The 19,692-nt window shown below is 64.1% G+C and carries 20 protein-coding genes and 1 pseudogene; 12 read left to right on the top strand and 9 right to left on the bottom strand.

Annotated elements, in window-relative coordinates; genetic code table 11:
* Window positions 1-328 precede the first annotated feature (328 nt).
* Window positions 329-2,935: a DUF4407 domain-containing protein gene (locus tag HZF03_RS11125; protein WP_119019742.1), complete on the top strand. Its 2,607-nt coding sequence runs from the start codon at window positions 329-331 to the stop codon at window positions 2,933-2,935.
* Between the two features lie 154 nt (window positions 2,936-3,089).
* Here HZF03_RS11125 and HZF03_RS11120 read toward each other — a convergent pair whose 3' ends face one another.
* The 5 genes from HZF03_RS11120 to HZF03_RS11100 all read right to left on the bottom strand — a co-directional run bounded on the left by HZF03_RS11120 (window position 3,090) and on the right by HZF03_RS11100 (window position 7,034).
* The gene (locus HZF03_RS11120; RefSeq protein ID WP_011157831.1) at window positions 3,090-4,061 is read right to left on the bottom strand and encodes a branched-chain amino acid ABC transporter permease; all 972 of its coding nucleotides are present in this window, start codon (window positions 4,059-4,061) and stop codon (window positions 3,090-3,092) included.
* A 1-nt stretch (window position 4,062) separates the two neighbouring features.
* Complete coding sequence (locus HZF03_RS11115; protein ID WP_011157830.1) at window positions 4,063-4,938, bottom strand: branched-chain amino acid ABC transporter permease; 876 nt, start codon at window positions 4,936-4,938, stop codon at window positions 4,063-4,065.
* Window positions 4,939-4,976: 38 nt separating this feature from the next.
* Complete coding sequence (locus HZF03_RS11110; protein WP_119019741.1) at window positions 4,977-5,723, bottom strand: ABC transporter ATP-binding protein; 747 nt, start codon at window positions 5,721-5,723, stop codon at window positions 4,977-4,979.
* Window positions 5,716-6,471 carry an ABC transporter ATP-binding protein gene (locus HZF03_RS11105; protein ID WP_011157828.1) on the bottom strand — a complete coding sequence of 252 codons (756 nt, stop codon included), beginning with the start codon at window positions 6,469-6,471 and terminating at the stop codon, window positions 5,716-5,718. Before HZF03_RS11105 ends, HZF03_RS11110 begins: the two co-directional genes overlap by 8 nt.
* 215 nt (window positions 6,472-6,686) lie before the next feature.
* Window positions 6,687-7,034, bottom strand: a complete 348-nt coding sequence (locus tag HZF03_RS11100) for an ArsC family reductase (protein WP_119019755.1) — start codon at window positions 7,032-7,034, stop codon at window positions 6,687-6,689.
* Between the two features lie 183 nt (window positions 7,035-7,217).
* Here HZF03_RS11100 and HZF03_RS11095 point away from each other — a divergent pair, with 183 nt between their 5' ends.
* From HZF03_RS11095 to HZF03_RS11085, 3 genes are all read left to right on the top strand, one after another.
* Window positions 7,218-8,696: a pyruvate kinase gene (locus tag HZF03_RS11095; protein ID WP_119019740.1), complete on the top strand. Its 1,479-nt coding sequence runs from the start codon at window positions 7,218-7,220 to the stop codon at window positions 8,694-8,696.
* A 112-nt stretch (window positions 8,697-8,808) separates the two neighbouring features.
* On the top strand, window positions 8,809-9,780 hold the full coding sequence (locus HZF03_RS11090) for a TY-Chap domain-containing protein (RefSeq protein WP_119019739.1): 972 nt from the start codon (window positions 8,809-8,811) through the stop codon (window positions 9,778-9,780).
* A gap of 187 nt (window positions 9,781-9,967) precedes the next feature.
* A complete protein-coding gene (locus HZF03_RS11085) occupies window positions 9,968-11,770 on the top strand; it encodes an NAD(P)/FAD-dependent oxidoreductase (protein WP_119019738.1) in 1,803 nt (600 codons plus the stop codon).
* Window positions 11,771-11,815: 45 nt separating this feature from the next.
* Here HZF03_RS11085 and HZF03_RS11080 read toward each other — a convergent pair whose 3' ends face one another.
* From HZF03_RS11080 to HZF03_RS11070, 3 genes are all read right to left on the bottom strand, one after another.
* Entirely contained in the window at window positions 11,816-12,376 is a 561-nt protein-coding gene (locus HZF03_RS11080; RefSeq protein ID WP_119019737.1) for a flavin reductase family protein, read from the bottom strand.
* A gap of 74 nt (window positions 12,377-12,450) precedes the next feature.
* Window positions 12,451-12,894 (bottom strand): hypothetical protein, encoded by a 444-nt coding sequence (locus tag HZF03_RS11075; RefSeq protein WP_119019736.1) that lies wholly within the window; start codon window positions 12,892-12,894, stop codon window positions 12,451-12,453.
* Between the two features lie 228 nt (window positions 12,895-13,122).
* Window positions 13,123-13,767 (bottom strand): glutathione S-transferase family protein, encoded by a 645-nt coding sequence (locus HZF03_RS11070; RefSeq protein WP_012495762.1) that lies wholly within the window; start codon window positions 13,765-13,767, stop codon window positions 13,123-13,125.
* Window positions 13,768-13,850: 83 nt separating this feature from the next.
* Here HZF03_RS11070 and HZF03_RS11065 point away from each other — a divergent pair, with 83 nt between their 5' ends.
* The 7 genes from HZF03_RS11065 (at window position 13,851) to HZF03_RS11035 (ending at window position 18,883) form a co-directional block, all read left to right on the top strand.
* Entirely contained in the window at window positions 13,851-14,831 is a 981-nt protein-coding gene (locus tag HZF03_RS11065) for a helix-turn-helix transcriptional regulator (protein WP_119019735.1), read from the top strand.
* A 191-nt stretch (window positions 14,832-15,022) separates the two neighbouring features.
* Complete coding sequence (locus HZF03_RS11060; protein ID WP_119019734.1) at window positions 15,023-15,322, top strand: hypothetical protein; 300 nt, start codon at window positions 15,023-15,025, stop codon at window positions 15,320-15,322.
* Complete coding sequence (locus HZF03_RS11055; protein WP_119019733.1) at window positions 15,322-15,750, top strand: type II toxin-antitoxin system VapC family toxin; 429 nt, start codon at window positions 15,322-15,324, stop codon at window positions 15,748-15,750. The genes HZF03_RS11060 and HZF03_RS11055 overlap by 1 nt, the downstream gene beginning before the upstream one ends.
* Window positions 15,751-15,927: 177 nt before the next feature.
* Window positions 15,928-17,124, top strand: a complete 1,197-nt coding sequence (gene gltS, locus HZF03_RS11050; RefSeq protein ID WP_119019732.1) for a sodium/glutamate symporter — start codon at window positions 15,928-15,930, stop codon at window positions 17,122-17,124.
* Window positions 17,125-17,256: 132 nt separating this feature from the next.
* Window positions 17,257-17,478 (top strand): hypothetical protein, encoded by a 222-nt coding sequence (locus tag HZF03_RS11045; RefSeq protein WP_119019731.1) that lies wholly within the window; start codon window positions 17,257-17,259, stop codon window positions 17,476-17,478.
* Window positions 17,479-17,570: 92 nt separating this feature from the next.
* The gene (locus HZF03_RS11040; RefSeq protein ID WP_119019730.1) at window positions 17,571-18,221 is read left to right on the top strand and encodes a hypothetical protein; all 651 of its coding nucleotides are present in this window, start codon (window positions 17,571-17,573) and stop codon (window positions 18,219-18,221) included.
* A gap of 200 nt (window positions 18,222-18,421) precedes the next feature.
* On the top strand, window positions 18,422-18,883 hold the full coding sequence (locus HZF03_RS11035; protein WP_133303259.1) for a hypothetical protein: 462 nt from the start codon (window positions 18,422-18,424) through the stop codon (window positions 18,881-18,883).
* A gap of 280 nt (window positions 18,884-19,163) precedes the next feature.
* Here HZF03_RS11035 and HZF03_RS11030 read toward each other — a convergent pair.
* Window positions 19,164-19,400, bottom strand: a pseudogene (locus HZF03_RS11030) (GMP synthase (glutamine-hydrolyzing)); the annotation flags it as partial.
* Between the two features lie 155 nt (window positions 19,401-19,555).
* Between HZF03_RS11030 and HZF03_RS24640 the strand changes: the two are divergent.
* Window positions 19,556-19,636 (top strand): hypothetical protein, encoded by an 81-nt coding sequence (locus HZF03_RS24640; RefSeq protein ID WP_464750216.1) that lies wholly within the window; start codon window positions 19,556-19,558, stop codon window positions 19,634-19,636.
* The last annotated feature ends 56 nt before the right edge of the window (window positions 19,637-19,692 follow it).

The raw sequence follows: 19,692 nt of genomic DNA, 5'->3' as shown, positions 1-19,692 counted from the left end.
CGATGCCATCGTCACGCCCGTCGCGCCTCCTGCTCGCGAATCACTTCAACGCGCTGATGTGAAATCGAGCCCGTGCGGTCGCGTAGCAGTGGTAATCGGGGAATGGACGGGCGTGTCCAAACGGACCATCACGACAAAATACTGAGGACGGCCAATGCCGCCTCCCCGCCCCTCCAACTCGACAAGTTTGCAATCGATCACGGCACCTTAGCAGCAACTGCTGAGACCAAATCGGAGCCTGTTGAATCGCCTACTAAACGTCGTCTCGTATTGAATTTGTTTACGCTCTGTTAGACTCGGCCGACCTGTCACAACCAAACCGCGGCGCATGTCACCGCAGAACTGGGCGGCCATGATTCAACGCGTTCTTGGCATCATCGCTGGCGTCGATCGCAAGACCCTTCAGAGCTGTCCGGCCTCCGACAAATTATGGGCCACGCATCTGGGCGCATCGCTCTGTCTGTCGTTCGTGGTCGTGCTCGGCGTGTCGTTCCACGCCACCGGCTACATGATCGACAATATATGGACTCGGCTGCTGGTCTCGACGGTGATCGCGCTGACCGTGCTGATGTTCGACCGCGCGCTGTGCCAGTCCGATTGGTTCTATCAGGGCACGCTGTGGAATACCTCTGCGATCCAGTCGCGCGCCGAGGCCAAGCAGACCGCCTGGCGGTTCGTCCGCGTCGGCATCCGCCTGACGCTGTCGTTCGGGCTGGCCTGGGTGATCGCGATGTTCCTGGAACTGGCGATCTTCTCCTCGACCATCAACGAGAAGATCGAGGCCGACCGGGTCGTCGCCAACCAGCCGGTCTACGATAAGATCGCAGCGTTCGAAGCCGGGCTGAATGCCGAAGCCAAACGCCGGCTCGCCGACATCGAACAGCTCGAAGCGTTGCACCGCGACGCCCTCACCGAACAGCCGAAGCCGGAGCCGACCACGCAGGCCCGCACCGAGGACATCGAGCAGCAGATCCGCGCGCTGGCGACCCGCGAGGCCGGCATCCGCGCCGACATCGCCGAGATCGACAAGACGATCCAGCGCTACATCGCCGACATGAACGCCGAAGAGTTCGGACTGAAAGCCACACCGAACAATTCCGGCCGCCCCGGCGCAGGCCCCCGCTACGAATTCGCCAGGAAGCAGCGCCAGGCATTCCTGGCCCAGCGCGCCGAGCGCGAAGCCGAGATCGCCCAGCTCCACATTCGCCGCGACGACCTCCGCGCCGCTCAGGCCAAGATCACGACAGACGCGCTCGCCGCCCGCGAGCAGGAGCGCGTTGCGATCAAGGCGCGCGCCGACGCGTTGCAGCAGCGGATCGATGCGGCTCGCGCCGACCTGAAGCAGTTCGAAGTCGACAAGGCTGCGAGCGTCGCCGACTTCCGCAAGAAGGTGATGTCGGACTCCTACTTCCAGGAAAAGAAGGACAAATTCGATCCGCTGACGCGCATTGCCGCGTATCAGGAATTGAAGAACGATCCGCGTGACGGCGCCACCATGACGCTGTTCTCGTGGATGACGCGGTGCTTCATCATCTTCCTGGAAATCGTTCCGGTCGTTGCGAAAATCTTCTTCTCACCGCCCAGCGTCTATGCCGCGAAGATTCAGGCGCAGGTCGAACGCGCCCGGCAGCGGATCGAGAACAACGAAGACCTCGACGACGAAGCCCCCAAGCCCGCCCCCGCCCCGGCGATGGCTGCCATCACGCTGCCAGCGATGGCACTCGATCCCGTCACCGTCGCGCAGCCCCAGGCTCAAGCGCCGAAACCGCAAGCAGCCCCAGCTCCGGAGCCAGCGCGCGCCGCCGAACCGCCGCCTGCGCCGCCGCGCCCGCTCGAGACCGCCCGCGGCTTCGAGCACGCTCTGCATGACGACGAAGCCGACTACGACGAGATGCGGCGCCGGGATGATCGCCGCGCCTACGAGTGGCGGCGCTATGGCGGTCGCGACAGTGACGGCGGCTATGACGATTACGATCCGCGCGAGTTCGAACGCCGCGAGTTTGCCCGGCGCCACGATTACGATCGCTACGACGAGCGGCCGCGCCGCGCCGCAGCCCGGCGCAGCCCGCCCCAGTTCGTCGCACGCGATTACGCCATCCGCGACTACGGTGGCCGCGACTTCGGCGAACCGGAGTACGAGACCAGCGAGATCGACGTTCGCAACCTGATCATGCCGCGGCGCGGCTCAGCGCGACGCGAGGCCTACGCGGTCGAGCCGACCGCCCGGGTTCGCGTGCCCGCCGACGACCGCGGGCCAGCACGAAGCGCCGGGCTGGAGCCTGTCGCCGAACGCAGCCTGCGTTGGCCGGACGGCATTCCGGTCGACGACCTGAACACCCGCGAACTGGTCCGCCAAGTGCTGGCCGATGCCGGCACTGCCGCCCGCGCCGAACCGATCCGCAGCGAACCGGCGCAGGCCGAGACCACCGCGCGTGTCGAGCCCATCCGCCCGGTCGAGCCCTCCCCCGCCGAACCGGCACCGAGCGAGCCGGCGATGATCGAACCCGCGGTTTCAGAAGCTGTCGCAACCGAGCCCGCGGCCACGGCTTTTGTCGCGGACCCGGCGACCTCCACTCCGGAACCGGAAGCGGTCCTCACGGTCGTCGAAGCGATGCCCGTGCCGCCGCAGGCCCTGGAGCCGGATGTGCTGCCGAACGTGCTGACGCGCACGCGCGCAGTGCCGGCGGAGCAGCCGACGCCTTCTCCGCAGGCGACTGCGTCGGACGAGGCTGCGATCGCAGGCGTGGTTCATCCCGAAGAGATCGGCCCGCTGCCGAAGTTCAGCGCCGACGTCGAGAAGCTGATGACCGACGCCGTCGAGCTGTCACGGCCCCGCAAGAAGGCGGCGCATCCACGCCGGGAGCATCACACCGAAGGCGAAGCCGAATTGCCGCTGGAGCACAAGGTACGACACGAGACGCCGCCGCAGGCATAGCGCCGGCGGGATCAGAACCAACCAAAACAGAAAACCGCCGCGCGGCTCAGCCACGCGGCGGTTCTTGTTTTCTGACAACGCTCGTCCGGGTCTGTGCGGGCGGTGCGCAGCGCCGTGGCGGCGCAGCCTCCCCTTCAGGCCCCTCGCCTCGCCGTTACAGCGACCGTTTGAACAGATGCCCGATCTCGCCGACGATGCCGCGGCGGAAGGTCAGCACGCAGGCGACGAAGATCACGCCCTGGATCACCGTGACCCACTGGCCGAAGCCGGCGAGATATTGCTGCATGGCGATGATCACGAACGCGCCGACCACCGGGCCGAACACCGTGCCGAGGCCGCCGACCAGCGTCATCAGCACGATTTCGCCGGACATCGACCAGTGCACGTCGGTCAGCGAGGCATTCTGCGCCACGAACACTTTCAGCGCGCCGGCAAAGCCGGCCAGCGTGCCGGACAGGATGAACGCCAGCAGCTTGTACTGGTCGGTCTTGTAACCGAGCGAGATCGCCCGCGGCTCGTTCTCGCGGATCGCCTTCAGCACCTCGCCGAACGGTGAGTTGATCGCCCGGTAGATGACCAGGAAGCCGAGCAGGAAGCCGGCCAGCACCACGAAATACAGCGTGGTGGCGTTCGACAGGTCGATGAAGCCGAACAGCTTGCCCTGCGGAATGCCCTGGATGCCGTCTTCGCCGTGGGTGAACGGGGCCTGCAGATAGATGAAATACAGCAGCTGCGACAGCGCCAGCGTGATCATCGCAAAATAGATGCCCTGGCGACGGATCGCGATCAGGCCGGTGAGCACCGAGAGCGCAAACGCCGCCGCGGTACCGGCGATGATCGCCAGTTCCGGCGGCAGCCCCCACACCTTCAGCGCATGGCCGCTGACGTAGCCGGCGGTGCCGAGGAACATCGCGTGGCCGAACGACAGCAGGCCGCCATAGCCGATCAGCAGATTGAAGGCGCAGGCGAGCAGCGCGAAGCACAGCCCCTGCATCACGAAGAATGGATAGACCCCGGTGAAAGGCACCACCAACAGCAGCGCGGTCATGATGCCGAAGGCGATCATCTCGTCGCGCACCGGGCGGCGGGTCGTGGACGGGACGGAATTCTGCGTAATCGTGGTCATGTCAGGTTGCCCGTCCGGTCAGGCCCGAGGGTTTCACAAGCAGCACCAGCACCATCAGCACGAACACCACGGTGTTGGAGGCCTCGGGGTAGAAATACTTGGTCAAGCCCTCGACGACGCCGAGAGCGAAGCCGGTGATGATCGAGCCCATGATCGAGCCCATGCCGCCGATCACCACCACGGCGAACACCACGATGATCAGGTCGGCGCCCATCAGCGGGCGGACCTGGTTGATCGGCGCCGACAGCACGCCGGCGAGCGCGGCCAGGCCCACGCCGAGGCCGTAGGTCAGCGTGATCATCCGCGGCACGTTGATGCCGAACGCGCGCACCAGCGTCGGGTTCTCGGTGGCGGCGCGCAAATAGGCGCCGAGCCGGGTGCGCTCGATCAGGAACCAGGTGAGCAGGCACACCACCAGCGAGAACACCACCACCCAGCCGCGATACACCGGCAGATACATGAAGCCGAGATTGATCGCGCCGCGGAGCTGTTCGGGGATCGCATAAGGCAGGCCGGACGACCCGAAATAGTTCTGGAACACGCCCTGGATGATCAGCGCCACGCCGAAGGTGAGCAGCAGGCCGTAGAGGTGATCGAGCCCCGACAGCCATTGCAGCAGCGTGCGCTCCATCACCATGCCGAACAGGCCGACGATGATCGGCGACAGAATCAGCGCCCACCAATAGTTCAGGCCGAGCAGATTGAGCAGGAAATACGCGCAGAACGCGCCCATCATGTACAACGCGCCGTGCGCGAAGTTGATGATGTTGAGCATGCCGAAGATCACGGCGAGGCCGAGGCTGAGCAGCGCGTAGAACGAACCGTTGATCAGGCCGACCAGAAGCTGCGCCAACAGAGCGGGGACATTGATATCCATCTTGCTCTCAGTCTTTCGTAGATGTCACCTGGCCGCCGTCAGACGCCGAGATAGGTGTGAAGCTTGTCCATGTTGGCTTCGAGCTCGGAATTGGCGAAGCCGTCGATGATCTTGCCGTGCTCGACCACGTAGTAGCGATCGGCCACCGTGGCGGCGAAGCGGAAGTTCTGCTCCACCAGCAGGATGGTGAAGCCCTCCTTCTTCAGCCGCGCGATGGTGTGGCCGATCTGCTGGATGATCACAGGCGCCAACCCTTCGGTCGGCTCGTCGAGCATCAGGAACCGGGCTCCGGTGCGCAGGATGCGGGCGATCGCCAGCATCTGCTGTTCGCCGCCCGAGAGCTTGGTGCCTTGGCTCTTCAGCCGTTCGCGCAGGTTCGGGAACAGCTCGAAGATCTGGTCGAGCGACAGTCCGCCTGGGCGGACCTGCGGCGGCAGCATCAGGTTCTCGCGGACATCGAGGCTGGCGAAGATACCGCGCTCCTCGGGACAGAACGCGATGCCGCGGCGGGCGATCTTGTCCGACGACGCCCGGCTGATGTCGGTGCCGTCGAAGGTGACGCTGCCGCTGCGTTTGCCGACGATACCCATCACCGATTTTAGCGTGGTGGTCTTGCCGGCGCCGTTACGGCCGAGCAGCGTCACCACCTCGCCTTCGCGCACGTCGAAATTCATGCCGTGCAGGATGTGGGACTCGCCGTACCACGCTTGCAGATCACGGACGCTCAGCAGCGGCTCGCCGGCGGCCGAGGATACGGGTCGGTCCAATGTCGTCGCCTCAACCATGCCCCGCTCCGAGATAGGCTTCCTTGACCCGCTGGTCCTGGGTCAGGTCGGCGTAGTTGCCTTCCGCCAGCACCTGACCGCGGGTCAGCACGGTGATGACATCCGACAGATTGGCGACCACGCTCAAATTGTGCTCGACCATCAGGATCGTGTACTTGGCCGAGATCCGTTTGATCAGCGTAGCGATCTTGTCGATGTCCTCGTGGCCCATGCCGGCCATCGGCTCATCGAGCAGCATCATCTCCGGATCGAGCGCCAGCGTGGTGGCGATCTCGAGCGCGCGCTTGCGGCCGTAAGCCATCTCGACCGCCGGCGTGTCGGCGAATTCGCTCAGTCCGACGTCATCCAGCAGTTCCCGCGCCCGATGGTTGTACGTGTCGAGCACGCTCTTGGAGCGCCAGAAATCGAACGACGAGCCGTGCTGCCGCTGCAGCGCGACCCGCACATTCTCGAGCGCGGTGAGATGCGGAAACACCGCCGAGATCTGGAACGAGCGCACCAGCCCGAGCCGCGCCACGTCGGCCGGCGCCATCGCGGTGATATCCTGCCCGTTGTACAGGATCTGCCCGGCGGACGGCCGCAGGAACTTGGTGAGCAGATTGAAGCACGTGGTCTTGCCGGCCCCGTTCGGACCGATCAGTGCATGAATGTGACCACGGCGGACCCGCAGGTTGACGTCCCGCACGGCAAAGAAGCCGGCGAATTCCTTCGTCAATCCGTTGGTTTCGAGGATGATATCATCGGCCAAGCAACTTCCCCCCATCGAACGCAGGCGGTGCCGGCGCAGACGTCCGATGTCTTCTTTTTTGGAGCCGGTGCTCGGAGCGCCTTTGGCGCCCGGCCCGTCTTTCTGGCCCGACTATGCCGCTATTCGCGAGCCTTGTGCAAGATGCAAAGCTGGGCAGCGTTTGCGCCCGGTCGGTTTTGGGGAAACTCCGCCTCGTGGCCGAGCGGTGATCAGTATTAGCCAAACACCTCGGCGTAGGCTTCCGGGCGGAAGCCTACCAGAAGCTTGCGCCCGTGCTCCAGCACCGGGCGCTTGATCATCGACGGCTGCGCCAGCATCAGTGCGATCGCCTTGGCTTCGGTCAGCCCCTCTTTGTCCGCCTCGGGCAGCTTGCGGAAGGTGGTGCCGGCGCGGTTGAGTAGCGTCTCCCAGCCGGCCTGCTTCGCCCAGCGCTCGAGATGCTCCTGGTCGATGCCCGCCGTCTTGTAGTCGTGGAACGCGTAGCTGACGCCGTGGCCATCGAGCCAGGTCCGCGCCTTCTTCATCGTGTCACAGTTCTTGATGCCATAGAGGGTGGTGGGCACGCGCAGGCTCCGCAAAAGGTCAAGCAAACGAGTCTCATTCACGCTACGGCGCCCTCACCCGTCAAGCGCTTCAGAGGAAAGTCTGAGGCCGCGCAGCACCAGATGTCACATCGGCTTCATCCAGCACTCATAGAGCGGGTGGGATGCGGCTCTCCGGCCGCCAGAACCTGCGAGTGCCCTGCGATGTCGACCGAAATCCTCCGCCTCAAGCACAAGCTCGACACGCTGATCACCGACATCGACGAGGGTAGCCGCGAGCGGCTGGCCGGCTGGGCGGCGCAGATCCATCGCCCCGGCTTCGGCCCCAGCGCCGCCAACCTCGCCCACTATCTGGCGCTGCGTCACCACGATCTGCGCCCGCTGCAGCACGCCCTGATGGCGCTGGGACTGTCCTCGCTCGGCCGGCTGGAAAGCCGGGTGATGCCGACGCTGCTCGCGGTGCGCGCCACCCTTGCGGCACTGGCGGGCGAACCGGAAATGCTGCGGCCGTCGTCGAAGCAGTTCTTCGCCGGCGAGCACGATCTCGCCAGCCGCAGCGCCGAGCTGTTCGGGCCGCTGTCGGGCGCCCGCCATTCCGCCCTGCTGGTCACCTGCCCGAGCGAAGCTGCCGACGATCCGACCTTCATGCTGCGACTCGCCGAGCGCGGCGTCGAAGCGGTGCGGATCAACTGCGCCCACGACGATGCCGCCGCCTGGCAGCGCATGATCAACCACCTGCACGTCGCCGAGGAAGCCACCGGGCGGCGGATGAAGGTGCTGATGGACATTGCCGGCCCCAAGATCCGCACCGGCGACGCCCGCACGCCCGACGGCCGCGACCGCATCGTCACCGGCGATCTGGTGGCGATCGTGGCGCAGGGCGAATTCGAGCGGATCGATCTCGACGACGAGCATTTCGCGGTGGAATGCACCCTGCCCGATCCGCTGACGCGCGCCGCCGTCGGCGCCCGGGTGTTCGTCGATGACGGCAAGTTGTGCGTCCGGATCGAGCGCAAGACCGCCTGGGGTCTGCTCGGCCGCGTCACCGCCACCGCCGACACCGGCTTCCGGCTGAAGCCTGAGAAAGGCCTGAACTTCCCGGATACGCCGCTCGATATCCCGGCGCTTACCGCCAAGGACCGCGCAGATCTCGATTTCGTTGCGGCCCATGCCGACGGCGTCGAGTTCTCGTTCGTGCAGTCGGTCGGCGACGTGAAGATGCTGCAGGCTGCGCTCGCCGAACGCCGGCCCGACGACTGGCACAAGCTGTCGCTGGTGTTGAAGATCGAGACGCCGGACGCGGTCGCGCACCTGCCGGACATTCTGGTGCAGGCCGCCGGCCGCCAGCCGACCGCGGTGATGATCGCGCGCGGCGATCTGGCGGTCGAGATCGGCTTCGCCCGGCTTGCCGAGATGCAGGAGGAGATCCTGTGGATCGGCGAAGCCGCCCATGTCCCGGTGGTCTGGGCCACCCAGGTGCTCGAACATCTGGTGAAGAAGGGCACGCCGTCGCGCGGTGAAATGACCGACGCCGCGATGGCAGCGCGCGCCGAATGCGTGATGCTGAACAAGGGCCCCTATCTGTTCAAGGCGATCACTGAGCTCGATACCCTGCTCGGCCGAATGGCCGACCATCAGCACAAGAAGACGCCGCAGCTCAGGCGACTGCGCAGCTGGGGCTGAGCGCAATCACTTTTGGTATCAACCTAAGGTTGACTCCGCAACGCCTTCGTTCACTCTATGTTCCAGTGGTGGAGCAGAGCCGCTGTGCCGGCCGGAGTGAGCGGAGGAAATCATGAGGCAGCAGACGGCTCGATTTGCAGCCGCGATCACCCTGCTGATCACCCTGGGCGCGACGTCAGCACCGACGTACGCCGAGGAGGCCGCGGTCGATCGGATCGACGCCGCGCTACAGAACATCACGAGCATCGTCCGCGCCAAGAAGGTCGGCTACGCGACGATCTGGGACGGCAACAAATACGTCCAGTGCCACCGACTGCCAAGCCGCGAGATGCGCTGCGAAGCTGCCGGCCCGACGCTGCAACCGTCCCTGAAACGCGTCCTGACGATCGAACGGCAAAACCGGCTCGCGGCGCTCGGCTGGACCACGGATCCCGCTTTCGGCAACTACGCGAAAGTGTTTCCGGCCGAAGTGCCGACCGGCCAGATCTCTGGAGACATCTTACGCACGCTGACGGATGCCTATGACATCAACCTTCAGGACCTCGAACTGAAAACCGATTGGGTGGTCGACATCCCCTGCCCTCCGCGGAACGGGCCGTCGCAGAATCTCGCCGGCATGGTCAGCAGCGCACCGTCGATGCTCTCGACCGCGCTGCTCACTTGCTCCTATGCCGCGAAGCCACAGCCGCAGACCGCCGAAACTGCGGAAGCGCTGATCAAGCTGTACGGCCCATCGGTCACATCAGAGATTCAGCGACTGCGGGTGAACGCGGCCCATCGGGTCTATGCGGTGTTCGACAGTGGCATCGGCTACATCCAGTGCATGCCGGAGACGCCGCCGGTGGCGTTGTATTGCGAGGCCGCGTCGGCCGAAAGCTGGGCGGCGTTGAGCGCTGTCCTGAATCCGGATCGCGTCGGCCGCCTGACGGCCGCCGGCTACAAGGAGCCCGGCCGCGCGCCAAACTACAGCAAAAGCTATCCGTTGACGCTGACGGACGCCGCGATCGCCGCTGAAATCCTCACATTGCTGTACGACGTCTACAACTACACCGGCGCAACCAAGCTCGACGTCAAGACCGAATAGAGCCGCACCCACGGCATTGCAAACGCTGTCGTCGCTGCGTGCATCGCAGCAACCGACTGATCACAACTTCACTAGCTGGCTCGCTTCGCTCTCCCCTCGGATGAACGCGGTGGTTATCATCGCGAAAAACGACGCCCCAACGCGGCGCAACAATGCTGTCAAGACAACGGCCCATGGGAGGACCAGCATGCTCGACACCGCACCGAACGGCAAAGTCACCACGCTCCTCGGACAACTCGACGATGCGCTGAGCGTCGGCGACATCGACCGCGCGGTCGATCTGTTTCAGACCGACTGCTACTGGCGCGACCTGATCGCCTTCACCTGGAACATCAAGACCATGGAGGGCAAGGATCAGGTCCGCGACATGCTGAAGGCGCGGCTGACCGACACCAAGCCGTCGCATTGGCGGATCGCCGACGGCGAGGACGCCGCGGAGGCCGACGGCGTCGTCGAGTGCTTCATCCAGTTCGACACCGCGCTCGCCCGCGGCGTCGGCCATCTCCGCATCAAAGACGGCCGGATCTGGACGCTGCTCACCACCATGGCCGAACTGAAGGGCTTCGAAGAGCCGCAAGGCTTTCAGCGTCCGATGGGCGTCAAGCACGGCGCCGATCCCAGCCGCAAGACCTGGAAGGAAGAACGCGACGCCGAGGCCGCCGAGCTCGGCATCACGCGACAGCCGTATTGCGTGATCATCGGCGGCGGCCAGGGCGGCATCGCGCTCGGCGCGCGGCTGCGCCAGCTCGGCGTGCCGACCATTATCATCGAGAAGAACGAGCGGCCCGGCGATAGCTGGCGCAAGCGCTACAAGTCGCTCTGTCTGCACGATCCGGTCTGGTACGACCACCTGCCCTATCTGCCGTTCCCACCGAACTGGCCGGTGTTCGCGCCGAAAGACAAGATCGGCGACTGGTTGGAGATGTACACCAAGGTGATGGAGCTGAATTACTGGGGCTCCACCGTCTGCAAGCGCGCCTCCTACGATGAGGCCGCCAAGCAATGGACCGTGGTGGTCGAGCGCGACGGCCAGGAGATCACGCTGACGCCGAAGCAGCTGGTGCTCGCCACCGGGATGTCGGCCAAGCCGAACATGCCGACCTTCGAGGGCATGGACGTGTTCAAGGGCGATCAGCACCATTCCTCACAGCATCCCGGGCCGGATGCGTGGAAGGGCAAGAAAGCCGTGGTGATCGGCTCCAACAATTCGGCGCACGATATCTGCGCGGCGCTGTGGGAGGCCGGCGCCGATGTCACCATGGTGCAGCGCTCGTCGACCCACATCGTCAAGTCGAACTCGCTGATGGAGCTCGGGCTCGCGGGCCTCTACTCCGAGCAGGCGGTGCAGAACGGCATCACCACCGCCAAGGCCGACCTGATCTTCGCCTCGCTGCCGTACAAGATCCTGCACGAATTCCAGATCCCGATCTACAACGCGATCCGCGAGCGCGACGCCGATTTCTACAAACGCCTGGAGGCCGCCGGCTTCATGCTCGACTACGGCGAGGACGATTCCGGCCTGTTCATGAAGTATCTCCGCCGCGGCTCGGGCTACTACATCGACGTCGGCGCTTCCGAACTGGTCGCCGACGGCCGCATCAAGCTCAAGAGCGGCGTCGACGTTCAGCGCCTGACCGAGCACTCCGTAATCCTCAGCGACGGCACCGAGCTGCCCGCCGATCTCGTGGTGTATGCGACCGGCTACGGTTCGATGAACGGCTGGGCCGCCGACCTGATCTCGAAAGAGGTCGCCGACAAGGTCGGCAAGGTCTGGGGCCTCGGCTCCAACACCCGCAAAGACCCCGGTCCGTGGGAGGGCGAACAGCGCAACATGTGGAAGCCGACGCAACAGGAAGGCTTGTGGTTCCACGGCGGCAACCTGCACCAGTCGCGCCACTACTCGCAGTTCCTGGCGCTGCAGCTCAAAGCCCGGATGGAAGGCCTCCCCACCCCGGTCTACGGCCTGCAACAGGTGCATCACCTGGGTTGAGCGGGTACGCGATCAAATCTGCGGGCGCCGATCTTCGGCGTCCGCTCACAACATCCCCGGACGGAACAGTGATTTTCGGCTGATGGTCTTGCCGGCGACCATGAACACGCCGTCGCCGGTGTAGTGCAGCGTCTGCGGATGTTTCGGCCGGGCGGCGACGTGGGCTTTGACGACTTCGAAGATGAAGAAGTTGTACTTGTCGACCATGGCATCATCGTGCAGCCGACATTCGAACGCGGCGTGGCATTCGCCGATCAGCGGTGCGGCGACCGCCGTCGCCTTCTCCGCCGTCAGTCCGAAATGGGCGAACTTGTCGATCTCGGCGCCCGACGTGTTACCGATGCCGACGACGATATCGGTCAGCGCCGTGGTCGGCAGATTGACGACGCATTCGCCGGAGGCGCGGATCATCTCGAACGAGTGGTTGCCGCTGGAGATCATCAGGCCGATCAGCGACGGGGTGAATTCCAGCACGACGTGCCAGCCGAGCGTCATGATGTTGTGCGCGCCGCGCCAGTGCGAACTCACCAGCACGATCGGGCCCGGTTCGAGATAGCGGCGGACCGCCGAGACGGGAAAGTCGGTCTTGCGCGGATGTCGGATCATCGCCGCTTCCCCCTTTGGCCCCGCCGGCTGGCCGCCCCGGAGCAGCGTCTCGCTCCGCCAGGGGCGAGCGCCGCTCACACCGTCATGTTCACGCCGCGGACTTCGCCCTGAGAGCGCTGCATGGTGTGAAGCGCGGTTTGCAGGCGGGTGAACAGATCGGAATCGTTGGTCTGCAGAGCCCGCTCCATGCCGCCGCGCACCGACTGCATGAAGTTGACCGGCTGCTTGTCGTCGGGCGCCATGGAAGAACCATCGACCGGCATGCTCACCGTCATGCTGATGAAGGTCGAGCTCTCGTCGAAGCTCATCTCGCCGCTGGCGATCTTGCTGTTGACCCAGTCGAACAGCTGCTTGTGCGTCATCTGGGTGAAGTCGGTCTTCTGTGCGCCGCCGCTGCCCGACTTGGTTGCCGCCGGACTGTCGGCAGCGGTGGCCGCGGCCGATGCGCTGGTGCCGGCGCTGCCGCGCGACGGGGTCAATATAGAGGCCGCATACGACCCGATTCCAGAAATGCTCATGACGCGCCTTCAAACGTGCTTGGTCGAGCACGCTCAAAAGCAACGCACGTGCCATCCCGGCGACGGCCGTTTTCGCAAACAGCCGCAGCGCATTGCGGCGCCACATCGGCGGCGCCGCGTCGTCTGATGTCGGCAAGTCTTGCCGCCTGCACGACGATCTTGCCGCCTCGCGGCGGCCGCTGGCGCTAGTCAATCAATCGCCCAACAACGCGAGCGATCCGCACCCGTTCAGCCGCCAACCGCAGCGGCGTGCTCCGCCGCCATCTCGGCATCGGCCTGATCGACCCGCCGGAACGCCGGCCGCGCGGTGACCAGCTCCGCGTAGCGCACGAAAGCGTCTTTCTTCGGCACCAGGCCGAAATTCAGCGTCCAGTTGAGTGCAATCCCCCACAGCACGTCCGCGGCCGTGAAGCGGTCGCCGAGCAGATACGGCCCGGTCGCAAGCTGCGCTTCGAGCGCGCCGAGCATCGTGTCGTAGTCGGCATAGGGCGACATCTCCGCCGGTCCGGGTTCGCGCTGCATGGACCTGTCGACCACCGCCGGTTCGAACGTCGAGCCGTAATAGGCGATCCAGCGCAGATACGGGCCGCGCAGCGGATCGTCGAGCGATGGCGCGAGACCGGCCCCCGGAAACAGGTCGGCCAGATAGATCGTGATCGCGACCTGCTCGGTGACAAGCGCGTCGCCGCGGCGGATCGCCGGCACCTTGCCGAGCGGATTGATGGCGAGATACGCCGGCTGTCGCTGCTCGCCGGCCTTCATGTTCAGCACATGCAGATCGTACGGCGCGCCGAGCTCCTCGAGCAGCACGCGCATGCCGGTGGCCCGGGTCTGCGGCGAATAGAACAAGGTCAGTCGGTTCGGATCGGTCACGGCGGTCTCCATCAGCCAGCTTGCGAGGCACCGTCCTAGCAGCCCATACCTGACATCCTGTGTCAGGTATGGTTCAATCCATCATGCGCGCGAGCCGAATGCTGTCGATCCTCACAACTTTGCAGGCCAAGGGCCGGGTCACCGCGCCGGAGCTGGCCGAGGCCTGCGAGGTGTCGGTGCGCACGATCTATCGCGACATCGACGCGCTCGCAGCGTCCGGCGTGCCGGTCTATGCCGACCGCGGCGCCGAGGGCGGCTATCGGCTGCTCGACGGCTATCGCGTGCGGCTGAACGGGCTGTCGCAGAGCGAAGCCGGCGCGCTGTTCCTCGCCGGCCTGCGCGGCCCCGCCGCCGCGCTCGGTCTCGATGCGGCGATGATCGCCGCGCAGAACAAGCTGATGGCGGCGCTGCCGGCCAATGTACGCGAAGACGCCGGACGGATGCAGGAGCGTTTCTACCTCGACGCGCCGGGCTGGTTCGGCGAGGCCGAAGAGCCGAAGCATCTGCGCGCCGTCGCCGCCGCGGTGCTGCGCGGGACGCTGATCAAGATCCGCTACGAGAGCTGGCGCGGGCAGAAGCGCCGCCGCGTCGCGCCGCTCGGCCTCGTGCTAAAGGGCGGCAGTTGGTATCTCGCCGGACAGGTCGACGGCAGCGTCCGGACCTACCGGATCGCGCGCGTGCTCGACTGCACGCCGCTCGACGACCGCTTCACGCGTCCGGCCGATTTCGATCTCGCCGCCTACTGGCAAAGCGCGACGCTGCGCATGGAAGCCGAGCTCCATCCCAACATCGCGACTGTCCGGCTGTCCCCGCTCGGCGTGAAGCTGCTGAACGCGCTGAGCCAGCCCTATGTCCGATCGCGCACAGAGCTCGATGACATCGCCGATGCGGATGGTTGGCGGGTCGCGAAGATCCCGGTCGGCACAACGTCCTGGCACGCAGCCGCTGAACTGCTTCGCCTCGGACCGGAGGCCGAAGTGCTGGAGCCGGCGGAGCTCCGCACAACGATTGCCGAGATGACGCGGGCGATGGCGGAGCGATACGCCACTGCGCTCACATCTTGATACTCATGATCCCCACCGCAGCCCGCGCCGATTTCGTGCTGGCTGCGCTCGCGGACGCGACGGCCAGGACATGACCAAGCGGCGACAAAGCGGTGCGGCCCGCGACAGCACGTCAAACGCGCCCCGTTCCATCGCGCCTTGCCCACCCCCATGGCTCTGGATATATCACTGGAAATCTCCGGAGCAGACCGATGGGCACTTCGCAAAAGCGCGCCATTCAGAACTATCGATCGCGCCTGAGTGAGCGAGGCCTGGCGCGCTTTGAGGTTCTCGGCCGCGATGCCGACCGTGATCTTATTCGATCGCTTGCCCGCCGACTGGCCGAAGAGGGACCGGAGGCCTCGCGGCTGCGCGCGGCCCTCAGTCAGACGATCGCCGGCGAGCCGCCGAAAAAGGGAGGCATCGCTGCCGCGCTCCGGCGCTCGCCCTTGGTCGGCGCCACTCTCGATCTGGCGCGTCCGCGCGACGAAGGGCGCAAGGTCGACCTTTGATGCGCTATCTGCTCGACACCAACATCCTGAGCAACATCACCAAACCAAATCCGCCAGCCCCCCTTTTGGCCTGGATGGCTGATCAGGCAGACGAGGATCTCTTCATTTCCTCCCAGACCGTCGCCGAAATTCGCCGCGGGATTCTCGATAAGCCGGCAGGCAAAACACGCGATCAACTGGAAGCCTGGTTTTCAGCGGCTGAAGGACCGCAGGCGCTGTTCGCCGGCCGAATACTTCCTTTCGACGAGAGCGCGGCGCTGGTCTGGGCGCGGCTCATGGCGGACGGGAAAGCTCGAGGCAGGCCTCGGAATGCGCTTGATACCATCATCGCCGCCGTCGCCGAAGCGAACGGATGCCTTGTCGTCACAGACAACGAGAACGACTTCGAGGGCATCGAGCTCATCAACCCGATCCGGGGAGCGGCATGAGCCGAGCGTGAACCGCCGTGGGTTTGCCGGCTACGCGCACATGGCGTTGTCCCGCGCCCGCACCTCCCGATGACTGCCCACCACGGGCGTTGAGCCAGCCGCTCAATTGAACCCCTGTCCGCCGTGATCGCAAAACTGCTGTCACTGCCTGGTCCCCCATTAGAATCCGAAAAGCCTATGGAAATCGATGCCTTCTATACGTTCACGATCGCCGTCATCCTGCTTCTGACCGGCAAGATCGCGACACTGAACGCGCCGCTCCTGCGCAAATATTCCATTCCCGAGCCGGTCATCGGTGGGTTCCTGTGCACAGCGGTGGTTGCCCTCAGCTACACGCTTCTTGATCGGCAGATCACCTTCGATCTCGCGATGCGCGACTTTCTGCTTCTGTTGTTCTTTGCGGGCATAGGCCTGAAGGCCGAGGTCAAGATGCTTCTGGCCGGCGGCCGGCCGCTGGTCATCCTGCTGTCGCTCGCTGTCGTCCTCATGCTGATCCAGAACTTTGCCGGCATGGGCATGGCTTCGCTGTTCGGACTGGAAGCCAAGGCCGGACTGATGGTGGGCTCGATCTCGCTGACCGGCGGCATCGGTACGACGCTCGCCTGGGCACCGACATTCACCGAGCGGCTCGGCATCACCAACGCCATGGAATTGGGTGTTGCGGCCAATACGGTCGGGCTGATCGCGGCCTGCATGATCGGCGGCCCCGTGGCCGCCTTCCTGATGAAGCGTCACAATGTCGCCGCCACCGACGACCCCGAACTCGCCATCGGCGTTTCCAATGACGGCCGTCAGCCCAAGCTCGACTACTTCTGCATCCTTTGGGCTGTGCTGGCTTTGAACCTCGCCATCATCCTCGGGCTCGGCATTCATGATGCGCTGACACGCACAGGCCTGAACCTGCCCGCCTTCGTGAGTTGCCTGATGGCCGGAATCCTGATCCGCAACCTCATGCCCATCGCTGTGAGTTCGCGCGTCCAGAGACTTTGGCCTGGCGTGGACGACGGACTGACCCTGGTATCCGACCTCGCCCTCGGCCTGTTCCTGACCATGGCGTTGATGGGGCTTCAGCTCTGGCAACTCAATGGCGTCTTCACCTTCGTCGCCTCGGCTCTTTTCGTGCAGATCATCCTGGCCGTCGTCTTCACCATATCGATCGTGTTCCGGTTTATGGGGAAGGACTACGAGGCTGTGGTGATCTCGGCGGGCTTCGGCGGAATAGCGCTGGGCTCGACGGCCACCGCCATCGCCAACATGACAGCGGTCACCCAGCAATACGGCGCCGCCCACCGCGCCTTCATCGTCGTACCCCTGGTGTGCGGCTTCTTTATCGACATCGTCAACGCCCTGATCATCTCCGCCTTTGTCGGTTGAGAGAGCGCGACATCACGGTTCGGGCCCTGGGGGAAAAATCAAATTGTATATGATTATCGATATGTTACGCCCCCCGGCCAAACCGAACGGGGAGCTTCAGTATTCGTTGATGGTCGAGGCTTATGGATTGACTTGGCTGCGGGCCGGGCGCTCTTTAGGAGCGAACACTCGAGCATCAGCCCGAAGGGCCTGGCGCAGGCCGTCATGCGCAGCATTCCGGATGACTTGGAGGCGATATATGCAGGCAACGTGTCTCCGGAGACTGAAAGCTGGCTGCTGCAGGTCGAACGCGCGCTCAATCAGCGATGGCCCCCGCAGGCGTTCCACGACTACACCGACGACTACTCAAAGTGAGTTGTCGTCAGCCTGAACGGCGCCCCGAATTCACGGATGGAGCCGCAAGTTGGATACATTGCGCCGGGCGAATCACGCACCGAGATCATTACATGAAAGCCATCACCCGGAATGCCATCCTGGAGGCCAAGGCTGGAACCCCTTGGGACACCTGCAACAAAATACTCTACGAACTCTGCGAACGATATCCGGCGCATACTGATCGGGGTGCCGTGGTTGCCAAGATTTTGATCATTGGTCGTGCTTACGCGGCCGCCATCGAACGCAGGAAGAACAAGACCGCAGCAGATCAGAACGATGACTTCTATCTAACATCTGTCGCACCGGCGGTCATGAACTCGGAAATCGATCAATGGCTGCGGGAGGCAAGAGCCGCGACACCAGGGACGCAGGATGGATCAAGAACTCTACTCATGATCCATGGCAAAGTTACTGAGCTATTTAGCAGAATAAGCGACCTGGAAAAGCGTTCCCTTGCATCGAAGTATCTTCATTTCCATGTCCCGCAGCTCTTCTACATCTACGACACGCGAGCGGTGAAAGCGATGCGCCACTTCGCTTACTTAGTGCCCCGCGCCTCACGAACAGACGGGACCAGCGACCATGAATACCGGAAATTCGTCGAGAAATGCGCCCATTTGGTTGCCCACATCAGGCGCGAATTTGGCCTCAAACTATCGCCGCGCCAGCTCGACAACCTGCTTCTTGCGTCACTTGCTGATAAGTCAAGAGCTACAAGATAGAGCCGGCGGCGCTGAGGCCAGTCAGCAGTGCAGACCTTGCACGGCAACTAACTAGCCAACAATTACCGTACTGCCCGTTATATCGGAGTTATTACGCGGACTCTACCAGACCAACTTCCTTTCTGGAACGCACGAACATGCCAAGCAATGCAAACTTCCACTCATGGCTTGGGACATTGTTCGGCGAGTCGGAATTTGAGATGACTCGCCTGCTCGCAGACGAGACGGCCTTGCAGTTCCTGGTAGTGTGGTCGCCATTCGAGTCCAACTGTTTTGGGGGCTACGTCAGAGCCTCAGGCATTGTGCAGTACGCACAGCGCACGGCACCTCGCATCGACGCCGCTGAACTGCGTGACGCCGTAGCTCACTTTCACGCGCGGTTTCAGGACAAGAGGCGGCTCGGAAACCTCATGCATGGGCATGAGAACGTGGGACACTCAGCCCTGCTCCAACTCCCGTTCGACGCGTTCACCGGCGAAGACAAGGTGTTTCTTCTCGTCTTCGTTATCTTCCGATCCCGCAACAACATTTTTCATGGCAACAAGGGCGTGCAATCGTGGTTGAACTACGGCGAGCAAATCCGGCTGTGCGTTCAGTCCATGCAAGTCTTGATCTCTGACGCCGAGAAGATCACGCCAACCATGACGGCGGAGGCGACGTAAAGAGACGGACGTTCGTGCAACATTAAGGGGCGGCCGGCTCAGATTGCACCTGTCGGCAAACAAGCTTCACCTGGCTGGTCGAGCATTTCGTCATCTTCGCCGTCTCAGCAATCGAGTCGCCGGAAGCCCGCGGCTTGCGGATCAGCTCATGCGGCAACTATCGTCAAATGCGCAAGCTTAGGTGAAGCAGGACGAGGGGACCTGATGCACCCAAGTTGCTATCACTCTTGGATTTTCGTGACTTTTGAATTCGTTTGAAGCGGCGTGAGATGAGGGTAATTCACTCCCACTCAATCGTCCCCGGCGACTTGCTCGTCACGTCGCACACCACGCGGTTGACGCCCTTCACTTCGTTGATGATCCATGTTGCGGTGGCGCCGAGGAAGGACATCTCAAACTGATAGAAGTCGGTGATCTCTCCATCGGTCGACGTCAATGCGCGCAGGCCGAGGGTGTCGTCGTAGGTGCGGCTGTCGCCCATCACGCGACGGTGCGGGACTGGGAACAGCACGGCGTCACGCACCTCGACGCACTGAGCGAGTCCTATGTCCGATCGTGCACGCCGCTCGATGATGTCTCAAACGCGGATGGCTGGCACATCGCCAAGATCCCGATCGGCAAACATCCTGGCACGCCGCCTCCGAACTACTGCGGCTCGGGCCGGAGGCGGACGTGCTGGGGCCGACGGAGCTACGGGAGACGATTGCGGAGATGACGCGGGAGATGACGGCACGATGCTGGCTACCGCTCTAGGCGTTCACTCGACGGAGATTCGCTTTGCTACGAGGTTTACGCGCGGCGCCCACCAA

This window comes from Rhodopseudomonas palustris, from assembly GCF_013415845.1.
GTDB lineage: Bacteria > Pseudomonadota > Alphaproteobacteria > Rhizobiales > Xanthobacteraceae > Rhodopseudomonas > Rhodopseudomonas palustris_F.
This window is presented reverse-complemented; position numbering and strand designations above follow the sequence as displayed.